A 13,021-nucleotide genomic window follows, 5' to 3' on the forward strand; every position below is an offset into this window, starting at 1 on the left:
GCTCTATGCTTAGAGTAGCCAAAATAGCATAAAAAAACAATAGGAAATTATTATTTAATTGGTTGAAATTATCATTTTTATAAATAAAAGTAATACCATCTCCTTTAGAAAGATGATAACACTTCTAAAAATAGATCTATATCTTCTATCATTGTAATCTTGCGACCACGAGGAGAGAAATCCTCGTGGTCGTGTGGCGATCAGGAACAGACAGGACACACTTCCCCATTCACATCATCGATCTCACGCCTCAAGTCGACATGATACGCCAATCCAGTGAAACTAAGCCATGCATTGGCCTGCTTGGCAAAGATTTGATCTGGATAGTGCGGAGGTGCCGTCCTACGAGAGCTCACTCGATAACCAGAGATGGAAGTGAAAACCTCTCTCACACAGTACTGGTTTTCTTCGCGATCTTTACCGTAGATGTGAAATCGTTTCCTGTGGAAAAAACACCCTTCCTCACCAGAAATAGCACGTCGTGAGTAGACCTCAGTGAATCCAAGGAAGTATCGCAACGCTTCCGCCGGATTCTGGTAAGAACCTTTCTGCATCGGTTTTAAAGATGTGATCCTGTATTCGTGCTCAGGAGAGAAGATTTCCATAAGGCAGATCTTCTCTCCATTACTGTCTTCGCCACAAATGTGAAGTCGCTGTTTATGCTGCTTCATCAGAGTACCTCATCTTTCGATCAGCGGACTCTATCTTTTATATTATCAAAGAACTAATTTTATATTCAATTCAAATCATATATTCCCATTATATTGAAAAAGAGCACACTTTCGTTGTGTACTCGTTCATTTTATCTACTTATCAATATCAGCAGAATATATCTTAATTAATTCTTCTCCAGATCTCACTAGGAGGGACCCATCCGAACTCAAACTTTCTGCTACTCCCACTACTTCTTTTTGAGGGGTTCTAGCTGTTATTTTTTTCCCGATTAAGTTTGATAAAGACTCCCACTTATTACGGATCGGTTCAAATCCTTTTTCTAAATAAAGATGATAATAATACTCTAACTCTTTCATCACTTCTGCAATGAGACTTGCCCTCGAAAAAATATGATTTCCTTCAACAGCCAAAGAAGTCGCTACTTCTCTTAACTCGGATGGAAAATGTTCTGCTTGTTGATTTACATTTATTCCCATTCCCAGAACGACATAATCAATTTTATCTTGATCCCCACGCAACTCTGTTAAAATGCCACAAACCTTTTTCCCATGTAAAAGGAGATCATTTGGCCATTTAATTTGGATCGGTAGATTGGTTTGATTCATAATTGCCCTACTTACACCAACAGATGCCAATAGAGTAAGATGAGAAGCCTGTTGAATCGGAATAGATGGACGGAGAACAAGACTCATCCAAACACCTGTCTTTGGTGGAGAATACCAAACACGGCCAAGTCTTCCTTTACCTTCTTTCTGCTCATCAGCAATGACGAGTGAACCTTCCAGTGCCCCAGCTCTAGCCCACTGATGAGCTAAGATTTGCGTTGATTTTGCTACTGGTTCATATCTTATTTGTTGTCCGAAAGCCAAAGTTTGTAATTCATTTTGAATCTCTTCTGCTGCTACCCGATCTGGTCGATAGATTAACTGATAGCCTTTTCTTGGTTTAGCATCTATCTGATATCCTTCATTTCTTAATTCTTTAATGTGCTTCCAGATCGCAGCCCTGCTAACTCCAACTCGTTTACTAATCTCTTCTCCAGACAAGAATGTAGTACTATCTTTCAGCAGGACGGATAAGATTTTATGACGTAATTCCTGCCCCATATTTTCCGCCTTCCTTTTCTAAAACCTGTTTCTGATTTTGAATATAACCAAATGCTACTTGATGAAATAAATACTGTAAAGTCTCTCTTATCCAAGGACCAGGAGTTCGTTCTGTAACTCGTAATAAATCATTTCCGTTAATAGCTAATTCGGAAAATTGATGGACAGGCATTTCCATCCACCATTTTTCCAACGGCAGAGATGATTTTCTCTTTGAAATAATTTGCCATAATTTTTCTGCTAATTGTACCCTTTTAAAGTAATGCTTTAATAATAGAAGTTTTCCTTCTTCCACTTTTATATACGGGTTCCATGATGCAATCAGGTTAATTGTGTTGAATATTGCTTTTTTCTCTGAATTGGAGAATTTGAATTTCGGCAAAATATCGATTACGTTTGTTTCGCAAACCTGTCTGCAATCTTTATTCTCGCGAAAAACAAGATAAAAAAAGTAAACCCATTTTTCCAAATTGGATTCAAATCTATCGAGATTTTTCCATTCTATCTGCTGAATATCTGGCAATATCGATGTGTCACAAAATGGTGGCAATTCGCCCAACAAACCTGTTTCCAATAAAGGGATTAAACTTTTAGATGGGTGATTTGTTTTCCAGATTTTCGTAAACTCTGCTACAATTCTTTCTACTGCTAAGTGATTTGCAAAACGTCTGCCAGTTTTTATGGCTACTTTTGTTGATTCTTCAATTTGAAAAGAAAGTTGTGCTGCAAAACGACATGCCCTCATCATTCGAAGCGCATCTTCCTCAAACCTCTCTGTTGCTTTTCCAACTGTTCGAATTAATCCCGTTTTCAAATCTTTACGACCATTAACATAATCGATCACATTTCCATCTCGATCCATCGCCAGCGCATTGATGGTAAAATCCCTTCGCATCAAGTCATCCTTCAGATTAGAAACGAACTTCACATCCTCTGGCCTGCGGTGATCTTCGTATATTCCATCTACTCGAAAAGTGGTAACCTCTACAACTGTTTTATTTTGTATCACACTTACTGTACCGTGTTGTAACCCTGTAGGAATAGTCCGTGGGAATATTTTTTGTACTTCCCTTGGAAAGGCATTAGTTGTGACATCATAGTCTGCTGGTTCTCTATTAAGCAAAGTATCACGCACACATCCTCCCACCAAATATGCTTCATACCCAGCTTTTTCTAAGGCTTCTAATACTTTTTGGGCAGCTATAAACTGCTCACTCATTTATTCTACTCCTAACACACGCTTGTATAGTGCTTCATATTGATCTACGATCCGATCTGCACGAAACTCTTGGTCTACTCGATGAAGACCATTTTGCACAAATAGCTTATGTTTGGACTCATCCTGTAAAAGATGAATAGCTTGTTTTGCCATATCATCTACATCTCCTAGTTCAGAAAGAAATCCTGTTTCTCCATGCACTACTACTTCCGGAATTCCACCAATACGTGCTCCTACAGTAGGCACGCCACAAGCCATTGCTTCCAACGCAACCAATCCAAAGCTTTCTTTTGCAGATGGTAATAGAAGTAAATCTGCTATAGACATAAACTGTGAAACATCATCTTGTCTTCCAAGAAAATTCACTTTATCTGTTAAATCGAGTGATTGCACTAACTGATGAATAGCCGACCATTCAGGACCTTGCCCAACAAGTAATAATCTTGCCGGCATTGCTTTTTGGATTTGATCAAACACACGTATGACATCTTGAGGTCGCTTTACAGCCCGGAAATTAGAAATATGAATGATTAATTTTTCATCAGGGCAAACATAATTATCTCGCAAGTATTGAACGTTTCGAGGATGATATATTCGTTGATCCACAAAGTTATAAATTCGTTCTATCTTTTGTTCAGCAGAAAATAGGTCTCTTGTTTGTTGTTTTAAACTTTCGGAGACAGCTGTGACAGCATCACTTTGTTTCATGCCAAAACAGATAATGTTGTGTAGTGTTGGATCTTCCCCCAGTACCGTAATATCCGTTCCGTGCAAAGTAGTGACTATCTTTAATTTTTCTCCAACCATTTGTTTAGCTAAGAAAGCAGACACCGAATGCGGAACAGCATAATGCACATGCAACAGATCCAACTCATATAATTTGGCTACTTGAGCCATTCGACTAGCCAAAGTTAAATCATATGGGGGATATTTAAATAACGAATATCGGCTTACCTCCACCTCATGGTAAAAAATATTTTGTTGAAAGCCTCCTAATCGAAAAGGCATATCGTACGTAATAAAATGAATATCATGGCCACGTTCTGCTAATAATTTTCCAAGTTCTGTCGCAATAACACCAGAGCCACCGTGGGTGGGATAGCAAGTAAAACCAATTTTCATGACGGATTCCCCTTATAAAAGGTAACTTAATGAAATAGGGCGTGCACTGACCAAGGCTTCACCATACATCACGCCGATTTGTTGTCCCCATAACCGATCTCGTCCTTCGATCATTCCAAAAAAGTTTGGTGTATTTAAAGGTGTTTTAGCATTGTTTCCCTGTTGTCCAAATTGGCTTTTATATGCTTGAAAAGCTGCAATTTTTTGTTGGTACACAGAACCAATGTCTACAATGACATCCGCATCACCGAGGTCATTGATGAAATAGTGATACACTTTTGTCACACGATGTATTTCTTCATCCCCAGGAGTAATAATTTTTTTAATAGCCGCATCAAAGATAGCTTCTTTTACTAATTGATTACATGCTACATGATCAGGATGGCGATCTTTAAAATAAGGTGAAAAGATTATTTTAGGTTGAAGCTGGCGTATAATCTGAGTTATCTTTAAAATCTGTTCTTTTGACCCAGTGAGACCTCTATCAGGGAAACCTAAACAATACCTTGCTGTCAAGCCAAGTGCATGCGCCGCTTTTTCTGCTTCCATTTGGCGATTCTCCACTGTACCATTGGAAGACAGATCTGCATAAGTAAGATCGCAGATTGCAGTTTTAAATCCTGCCCTTGCATGTTTTGCTAGAATTCCACCTGCGCCCAATTCCACATCATCAGGATGTGCTCCAAATGCTAATATATCAATTTTATTCATAATACTACCCCTATACTTCTAAAATATTTTCTAAACCATATATCAGTTCATTTAATTTTAATACTCTCTCTACAGCTAATTGTACCCCGGGCATAAAAGACTCACGATTCAAAGAATCATGACGAATTGTCAATAACTGCCCTATTCCTCCAAATAATACTTCTTGGTGTGCAACCAATCCCGGTAAACGAACACTATGGATGCGAAATCCATGATACTCTGCTCCCCTCGCTCCTTGCCACATCTCCGTTTCGCTTGGATGACCTTGTTTTAATTGCTTTCGACTCTCCGTAATCAATTCAGCCGTTTTAAGTGCTGTCCCGGATGGTGCATCCAATTTACGATCATGATGAGATTCGATGATCTCTACATGAGGCAGATATTTTGCTGCTTGAGCAGCAAATTTCATCATGAGAATAGCACCTATGGCGAAGTTTGGCGCGATTATTCCACCCAACTTATTTTGTTTGAACTCTACCGTTAATGCATTAAGTTCATCCCCCGTAAGACCTGTAGTTCCTACTACAGGTCTTACCTGATAAGCACAACAAATTTGTAAATGTTTCATAATCGTTTCTGGGCTAGTAAAATCAACTACCACATCTACTTTAGTAGCTTCGATTCCTTCTTTTAAAGTCGCATAATACTTTGCATCTGAGGTTATTTCTTGTTCAGCGTATGTACGTGAAACAGCCCCAACTAACTGAAAATGTTCGGTTTGTTCAATCAGTTTAACAACCTCTTGACCCATTTTCCCTGAAGCGCCTGCCACGATGATGCGAATCGTCATGATGTATATCTCCTTCTATTTTCTCGTCCATCGATCTTTATCTCGAGTATTGTATTTTTGCATAACCTGTTCAAAAGAAGTCTCTAAATTAATTTCTAGTGAGTTGGCAAAACAGGAAATAATAAAAAGTAGATCTCCTAACTCTTGTTCAATCGTATTTTCATCTTCACTCGCTTTTTTTGGTTTTTCACCATATCGATGATTTACCTCTCGAGCGAGTTCTCCAACTTCTTCCGTCATTCTGGCTAACATGGACAATGGATGAAAATACCCTTCTTTGAACTGGCTTATATATAGGTCAACATCTTTTTGCATTTCATTTATTGTTTTCTGAGCCATACATTCTCCTCCTTACCCATCCATGTTAGACCACTAATTCCATCTCGGCAACCATATTGCGTGGAATTTTGGGGAATCTATAGTAAAGTAAATAGGTAACAGCATAAGGAAGGGGCGAAAACGTTGCAAAAATTTCTCATTCATCTACGTAATATATTAACCATTTTTGTTGGAGGTTTCATCTATTCTCTTGGAATCAATAGTTTTGCTCTTGCAAATAAGCTAGCAGAAGGTGGCTTTACAGGAATTGCTTTGATGCTTTACTATTTTTTTAAATGGTCTCCTGGTATAGTAGTATTCCTTTTGAACATTCCTTTGCTTATCGTTGGATACAAAGTTTTTGGCAAAAGAACATTTTGGTATACTGTCATAGGCATATCATCCGTATCGGTATGCTTGGAATTAACCAAAACTTGGCAAAAACCTACCGATGATCTCCTGCTTGCCGCTCTATTCACAGGTGTCTTAGTAGGTATAGGTGCTGGTATGATGTTCCGTGTTGGAGGTACTTCAGGTGGTGTTGATATAATTGCTCGTTTGATGGATCGATATTTTGGCTGGAACTTAGGTCGTACATTCTTGATGTTCGACTGTACGGTTATCCTCATATCTATATACTTAATTGGACTCGATAAAGCAATGTACACCTTAGTAGCCGTTTTTGTGGGCTCCAGGGTCATAGATTATGTGGTCGAAGGCGGGAAAACAGCAAAAGCTGCCTTTATTATATCCCATTCTCCTCAAACAGTAGCAGATCAAATTACAGAAAAAATGGATCGTGGTGTGACAATGTTAAAAGGAACTGGCGGTTACACCGGACATGAAAAAGAAGTACTATATGTAGTTGTATCCCTTAGGGAAATGCCGAAGCTAAAATCAATTGTACATAAAATCGATCCACAAGCGTTTATTGTTGTAAATGATGCCCGAGAAGTTCATGGTGAAGGTTTTTCCTTTGAGCGGACATCGATCTAAAAAGATAGGCTGAATTAGCCTATCTTTTTTAATATCAAGCAACAGTAGACTGCATTTTTTTTCGCCAAGAAACAAAAGTCAAAATCCCAATAATAATAACACTAATAATCGATAAGAAAGTAGAAACAGGTACTTTACCATCTGGATTTGTAACTGCTAATACATCTTGTTCAGAACCATAAAACAAAGGATACCAGAGCATACGGAGTTGATTTAATGCTGCCAATTGATGATCTTTATTTAAATCACGTTCTAAAAAAAGAAACAAAGAATCCACTTTCTGTACGGTAATAGGCGTTTTTGTTACAACTAATGCAGGTCGTAAAATCACATAATGATTATGCAAAATATTTCGTTCTTCTCTTATGTCTTTCCCTTGTTTAATATCCGAAATCATTTTATCAACTTGTCTTTTCAATATAGGATAATAAGATTTCCACATTGGTTGATAAGGATGACCTATTGCATCAAACGTCATTAATAATCGCTTTGCATAAAAGTTTAACTCACTTGGATTTGGTGTTATTCGATTTAATCTTCCTTCTAAATCGATGATAGAAGTTGATAAAGCTTGAATAGCTTGGACACTCAACTCTTTTTCTGCAAAATTCGAATGAGAAAAATGTTTTGCTAACTCCTCTAATTTTTGCCTTGCTTCTACATATCGACCAGCATCTACTTCTTTGGCAATTTGTGTAGCAGAGGACACCCACAACTGCATGTCGGATTCACTCCACATTTGCTTAGCCTGTACGAAATTTGGATAAAGAAACAAACTCATCATTACCATACAAAAAAAACGTACCAATAAGATCACCTTTTTCGGCCTTATTGATACAAATTTATGCTTCTATGTCTCGAAATTAGAAGTCATATTTGCTTTTCTTTTTTCTATAAAAATCGAAAACAGAAAAATAGTGGTGAAACTCAGTAATAATGTAAACCATCCGACTAAATGATCATAGACCTCTAATTCAGGAGTAAGCCAAGGATGTATATCTAAGCCATAGTCTAAAGCATCATTTAATAATGTCCAAATAGATGCAATCACTAACTGACGATACCCAAAACGAAAAATGGGAGCATAGAGTAATGCTTGTACAGCCATACCAAGGTGAGAAAACATCAACATATAATGTTCCCAAGTGAGAGAGGAAATAAAACCGTTTGAGTCTAAAGCTGCTCCCCATAAAATCATTACTACTGCCCAGATACCGTATTTGAATAACGTTATTGCTGCAAATGCCTCAAGTAGTTTGCTTTTCTTATTTAAAATATATAAGAATATAACCACAGTAAAAAATAAGCTAGCTGTAGGACTATCTGGAACAAAAATAAGTAGTTTCCAATCTGTCTGCTGCATTTGGTTTCCATACCAATAATATCCATAGATTGTACCTAAAAAATTAATAACAAAAAGCGTCCATAAAAACCAACGCTGCTGCCTCCAACTGAGAAATACCTGTAATGCATACATTTTATTCTCTCTCCTATTAGAAAGAAACCCCGGAAAATCCGGGGTTTTTGTCAAACATATTTTGTTACTTCTGTTTTTGTTTCATCAACCAATTTACTAATATCTGCTGTTGTTCAGGTGAGCCTTGGAACATTCCAGCTGGCATTACGCCACCTTTACCATCGTTGATATACTCGTTAATCTGTTCCGCAGTTCTACGATTACCTACTCCTAATAGAGGAGGTCCGTTTTTACCTTGGAGTTGGTCACCATGGCAGCGGATACATGCATTTTCTTGGTAAAGTTTATGTCCTTCCGAATCTGCATCTACAACCTGCTTATTTTTAGTAGGACTACCTACAGCAGATTCTAATTGTGTTTCATGCTCTGCTTCTGCTGCCCAAGTGAGAGCGCAAACAGAAACGATGCAAACAATCATCAAACCAATGGTGACTGGTCGTTTCGATGGACGACGCTCTTTACTTCGATCTAACCAAGGTGCAAGAATGAGCGATGTAAACAAAATTCCTGGTAGTACGAGTGTGCCAATTACTACAAATGGACCTGACGCCCATTTATATTTTAATAACTGATACATAAACAAGAAATACCAGTCTGGTACTGGTAAAAATCCAGTATTAGTTGGATCGGCAATATCACCAAGTGGCGGATCTTCAGCCATTACTAATGTCATAAAACCTACTAAAAATACAGCTGCTACCATCCACTCTTTCAGAAGAAAGTCGGGGAAAAATGCCTCCGATTTATGAGGAAACTCCGTATAGTCCGGGGGATACATCTTCTTCCGGTTAGCACGTACGCGAGAGTCTCCGACATAGTGGACTTGTTCTTTATGGTTTCCATCTTGATTATGTGCCAAGTGGATTCCCTCCTCCCGCGAAGTTTATAGTGGTCCGGAAATTCCTTGACGACGAATAAGTATAAAGTGTGCTCCAAGTAGCGCAAGAAGTGCTGCAGGGAAGAAAAATACATGTAGAGCGAAGAAACGAGCAATTGTCTGAGCACCTACAATGTCTCCACCTTGCAAAAATGTAGCAATGTAGGGTCCAAGATATGGAACTGATGCAGCAATCTGCACCCCTACTTTAGTTGCAAAATATGCTTTGTTATCCCATGGTAAAAGATAACCTGTAAAACCAAGCCCTAACATCACAAAGAAAATCAACATGCCTACTACCCAGTTAAATTCACGTGGGTGTTTGTATGAACCTGTAAAGAAAACTCGAAGTGTATGTAGGAATAACATCACTATGGCCACACTCGCTCCCCAGTGGTGCATACCTCTAACAATTGCGCCCATAGCTACTTCATTTTGTAAAAACTTAACACTCGCATGTGCATTAATAATATCAGGAACATAATACATTGCTAGAAACATTCCAGATAAAATCTGAATGACGACAACAAAAAAAGTCAGTCCGCCAAAACAATAAATAAACGCCGAAAAGTGATGGGCTGGGTTCACGTGTTCAGGAACCTCGTGATCTGCAACATCACGCCAGAGAGGCGTAATATCTAATCTCTCATCCACCCAGTCGTAAATGGCGCGTATCATAAGCATGTCACCTCCAATCAGAAGAACAATTATGTCTGCATTAATGGTCCAATCAAAAGTTTTCCATTAGCTTCTTTCGTTTCATATCGGTCAAGTGGCTTCGGTGGTGGCGTTCCAGGAACGTTTGTACCATCTTTGGTATAACGACCAAAGTGACAAGGACAGAAAAAAGTATTAGGATACTGTGGATTTGCTTCCCAAGACACCGTACATCCAAGGTGCTTACAAATAGGAGAAAGAGCAATAATTTTACCTTGATCCCGTAAAACCCATGCTGTCAATACCTCGTCAAAAGAATACCAGCCATCTTTTTTGTGTACTTTAAACTGAACTGATTTTGGTTTATCTGTTACTTCTGATAGTGGTAAATTCACATCTATAAAATTACCACCTTGTCCCTTTTTTAGAGCAGGGTCAACAGCAAAACGCACCATAGGAAACAGCATTCCCGCACCTAGGAAACCCGCCGTACTGCCTAATGTATACGTTAAAAACTGCCGACGGGAAATTTTCTTGCTCACAACATATCTGACCTCCCTCTATAACAACATCACCGTCCAACGGACTGGAACCTTACTTTATTAGGACACGTAAATACTTTACTAGGACATATCCATGATAGCGAAACGATAAAACAAAATCAAGGAATCCGACAGGATGTTTTCAAAAATGAAAAATGATATTTTTTCTTTCTTTAAACAGATTGCCAGATATGTAAAATTTCTTCATACAATCGTCCCAGTTCCACTTCTTTGTCGACATCTTTTTGAACTGATAGCAGATGAAAAGATGTATCCAATTTATTTTTGCCCCAAGTTTCTTCTAGTATTACCAAGAACCTATAATGAAATCCACTATGTACTCCCAATTCTTTATCAAAACTTGTAATAACAGTTTGCAATAGCTTTTCATCTTGACCTATCAAACTATAAGCTGGTAATAACAGCATTCTTCCTATTAATTTTTTTTCTAATTCCTCTGTTATATACTCGATCAAATTCGCTTCTTCCAAATGTAACTTTTTTTGTATCATTTGATACTGATATACAGGCAGACAAACCGTATCCAAAAAAGGAGCGATAGATGTCCAGTTTGCCTCATTTTGTTCTAGTAGTCTCATGCAGTATCCTCCGAAAAAACAAGCAAAGCTCAGCTATGCTGAGCTACTTGTCGTTTGCTTACTTGCTCTCATCAAGCAGTTTATTTAATTCTGTGCTTAATTCTAGAAACGCATTTTTATCTTGATTTTTTAGTGATTCATCTATTCTAGCGTACAATTGGTTTTTTTGGAACCGGCGTACCGCTTGGTCGAGAAGCATCTCCGCAAACAGACTAAGCAATTGGTCTTGCACCAAGTCTTGTCTTTCCATGGGATTACCCTCCAATACGGCGGCAAATTTAGGACATGTCGTCCTATCCTGAAAATACAACCCAATGTATATCTCTTCATCCGGGAAAAGCTGTAGATCATAAAATACAGATTCTACATCTGTACCAACACGCTTTTTTCGAGAAAACTGAAAAGGTGGCATGTCTGAACATCTCGTTGAAATAACGATTGATTTTGGCAGTTGAGAAACATGTTCTACAAAATGAACTCTCTCAAGTAATTCATCCTTAGACGATAAATAACTTAGCAACCATGCAACTTCCCTTTTTCGGAGTTCATGATGCCCTAAAAACCAATGAATAAACTCCTTTTTCTCTGAAACGCTTATGATGCTCAATACCCACCCTCCCAAATGATAGTCACCAGTAGTTATTTATTCGACAATTAACGATTCAATCCCTACCTTGAATAAAAGCTACATCGATGACTTTTTCTTGGAAAGCGGATACATCTGAAAAGATCTTTATACCTGTAGGAGTGAGTGTTAAAAACCGTTCGCCTGTACTTTCCTCTCCGATTTTCAGTACGCCTAAATGAGCGAGCATCTTGAGAAGTCGAGTAAACAGCGATTCTTCTGTTTCATAATAAAAGGGGCGAATCCAAGGGTGAACTACCTTCTTGATTGTCTCTACAGGAAACCAACCTAAGTGTGCAAGTGACCCTATCCATTTCAATATAATTGGCAAGTTAGGAATGGGACGTTTATACAATCGAATCCAAAACCGGTAAAGGGATAAAATCAAATCTGCCTCATCGGTATTGGATATATTCCCGAAATTTTGTTCTGCTAAACACAAATATCCGCTGGGAGCCTCAACTAAATATTTTTCATAAAAAGCGAAATCATACAACAGAGAAAAACGATCTGGATATAGGTGATAACTTCTTCCGAATCCGAATCGAGGACCCCTGCCATTTAAAATCTCTTCTGATACAGAAAAAGTATCCATCATCTGCCGCAATTGATTCCTGTAAATCCCTCCCCCATCTGTTGTACGAACAATGTGCTTTCCTAGAAATTCTAAAAACATTTTTAAGTCATGTATCATTTGTTGTTCTTCATCTCGATAGTACAATGGAGGTCGAATCATTACTTCTTCATAAAAGGGACTGAGGAAACAATCAATCATTTGCTTTCTTGTATCGCTAGGAACATAATAAAGATATTGTGTATGATGGGAGTAACCTTGAAATAACCAACCTCTTTTGACTGCCTGTACCACAAGTGAACGTGGTTCTCCTTCTCCCTGACAAAGCGCAGCCCTTCCTTTGGCGAGCAATTCTTCCATCGTAAAGGAGGGGGAGGTGTCAAATACAAGTAACTGCAAAAAACGATACTCTATGTCCGATAGTATACTTAATTGTTCTTGATAGCTTCCTTTTCTTCCTAACTTAGGTAATAAAGAGCGAATCAGATCATACTTAGAATGTGTAATTAACTCTTCACCATGATAAGTTCTGCTAATTTGCCTAAGTTGTTCCATACTGGTATACGTTAACCATTCTGCGATACGCATATTGATACTCCCTTCCGACCAAAGCTTCACAGCACCAGTTTGGCCGAAAAAGCGGAAAACTAGACAAAAAAAGAACCGCTTCTTCCGAAAACGGTTACATTTATATGTATTATGGAAAGGAATAGAGAGAAACCATACTGTAGGG

Annotated in this window: 16 protein-coding genes; 1 reads left to right on the plus strand and 15 read right to left on the minus strand. The window is 38.3% G+C overall.

The features are described 5' to 3' along the window. Positions 1-200: 200 nt before the first annotated feature. The 7 genes from AC5WOE_RS08290 to AC5WOE_RS08320 form a co-directional block, all read right to left on the minus strand. Positions 201-671 carry a hypothetical protein gene (locus AC5WOE_RS08290; RefSeq protein ID WP_496052340.1) on the minus strand — a complete coding sequence of 157 codons (471 nt, stop codon included), beginning with the start codon at positions 669-671 and terminating at the stop codon, positions 201-203. A gap of 135 nt (positions 672-806) precedes the next feature. Continuing rightward, the gene (locus AC5WOE_RS08295) at positions 807-1,781 is read right to left on the minus strand and encodes a biotin--[acetyl-CoA-carboxylase] ligase (protein ID WP_496052341.1); all 975 of its coding nucleotides are present in this window, start codon (positions 1,779-1,781) and stop codon (positions 807-809) included. Then, positions 1,759-3,000 (minus strand): CCA tRNA nucleotidyltransferase, encoded by a 1,242-nt coding sequence (locus tag AC5WOE_RS08300; RefSeq protein ID WP_496052342.1) that lies wholly within the window; start codon positions 2,998-3,000, stop codon positions 1,759-1,761. The genes AC5WOE_RS08295 and AC5WOE_RS08300 overlap by 23 nt, the downstream gene beginning before the upstream one ends. Then, positions 3,001-4,122 carry an N-acetyl-alpha-D-glucosaminyl L-malate synthase BshA gene (gene bshA / locus AC5WOE_RS08305; RefSeq protein WP_496050535.1) on the minus strand — a complete coding sequence of 374 codons (1,122 nt, stop codon included), beginning with the start codon at positions 4,120-4,122 and terminating at the stop codon, positions 3,001-3,003. A gap of 12 nt (positions 4,123-4,134) precedes the next feature. Next, complete coding sequence (gene bshB1 / locus AC5WOE_RS08310; protein WP_496050536.1) at positions 4,135-4,833, minus strand: bacillithiol biosynthesis deacetylase BshB1; 699 nt, start codon at positions 4,831-4,833, stop codon at positions 4,135-4,137. Between the two features lie 10 nt (positions 4,834-4,843). Then, on the minus strand, positions 4,844-5,623 hold the full coding sequence (dapB, locus tag AC5WOE_RS08315; RefSeq protein ID WP_496052343.1) for a 4-hydroxy-tetrahydrodipicolinate reductase: 780 nt from the start codon (positions 5,621-5,623) through the stop codon (positions 4,844-4,846). Between the two features lie 15 nt (positions 5,624-5,638). Beyond that, positions 5,639-5,962 carry a nucleotide pyrophosphohydrolase gene (locus AC5WOE_RS08320; RefSeq protein WP_496050538.1) on the minus strand — a complete coding sequence of 108 codons (324 nt, stop codon included), beginning with the start codon at positions 5,960-5,962 and terminating at the stop codon, positions 5,639-5,641. 123 nt (positions 5,963-6,085) lie between these two features. Here AC5WOE_RS08320 and AC5WOE_RS08325 point away from each other — a divergent pair, with 123 nt between their 5' ends. Further along, complete coding sequence (locus tag AC5WOE_RS08325) at positions 6,086-6,937, plus strand: YitT family protein (RefSeq protein ID WP_496050539.1); 852 nt, start codon at positions 6,086-6,088, stop codon at positions 6,935-6,937. Between the two features lie 34 nt (positions 6,938-6,971). Here the strand turns inward: AC5WOE_RS08325 and AC5WOE_RS08330 are convergent, their stop codons facing one another. The 8 genes from AC5WOE_RS08330 to AC5WOE_RS08365 form a co-directional block, all read right to left on the minus strand. Further along, a complete protein-coding gene (locus tag AC5WOE_RS08330; protein ID WP_496050540.1) occupies positions 6,972-7,658 on the minus strand; it encodes a sporulation protein YpjB in 687 nt (228 codons plus the stop codon). A 129-nt stretch (positions 7,659-7,787) separates the two neighbouring features. Further along, positions 7,788-8,414, minus strand: coding sequence for a DUF1405 domain-containing protein (locus AC5WOE_RS08335; RefSeq protein WP_496050541.1), 627 nt, complete (start codon positions 8,412-8,414; stop codon positions 7,788-7,790). Between the two features lie 64 nt (positions 8,415-8,478). Next, positions 8,479-9,273, minus strand: coding sequence for a c-type cytochrome (locus AC5WOE_RS08340; protein WP_496050542.1), 795 nt, complete (start codon positions 9,271-9,273; stop codon positions 8,479-8,481). A 24-nt stretch (positions 9,274-9,297) separates the two neighbouring features. Then, the gene (gene qcrB / locus AC5WOE_RS08345) at positions 9,298-9,969 is read right to left on the minus strand and encodes a menaquinol-cytochrome c reductase cytochrome b subunit (protein ID WP_496050735.1); all 672 of its coding nucleotides are present in this window, start codon (positions 9,967-9,969) and stop codon (positions 9,298-9,300) included. A gap of 29 nt (positions 9,970-9,998) precedes the next feature. After that, complete coding sequence (locus tag AC5WOE_RS08350; RefSeq protein ID WP_496052344.1) at positions 9,999-10,490, minus strand: QcrA and Rieske domain-containing protein; 492 nt, start codon at positions 10,488-10,490, stop codon at positions 9,999-10,001. 173 nt (positions 10,491-10,663) lie between these two features. Beyond that, positions 10,664-11,089, minus strand: a complete 426-nt coding sequence (locus AC5WOE_RS08355) for a DUF2487 family protein (RefSeq protein WP_496052345.1) — start codon at positions 11,087-11,089, stop codon at positions 10,664-10,666. A 58-nt stretch (positions 11,090-11,147) separates the two neighbouring features. Then, the gene (locus tag AC5WOE_RS08360) at positions 11,148-11,696 is read right to left on the minus strand and encodes a ReoY family proteolytic degradation factor (protein WP_496050545.1); all 549 of its coding nucleotides are present in this window, start codon (positions 11,694-11,696) and stop codon (positions 11,148-11,150) included. A gap of 55 nt (positions 11,697-11,751) precedes the next feature. Continuing rightward, positions 11,752-12,876: a hypothetical protein gene (locus AC5WOE_RS08365; RefSeq protein WP_496050546.1), complete on the minus strand. Its 1,125-nt coding sequence runs from the start codon at positions 12,874-12,876 to the stop codon at positions 11,752-11,754. Positions 12,877-13,021: the final 145 nt, after the last annotated feature.

This window comes from Shimazuella sp. NTD248 (assembly GCF_059510395.1).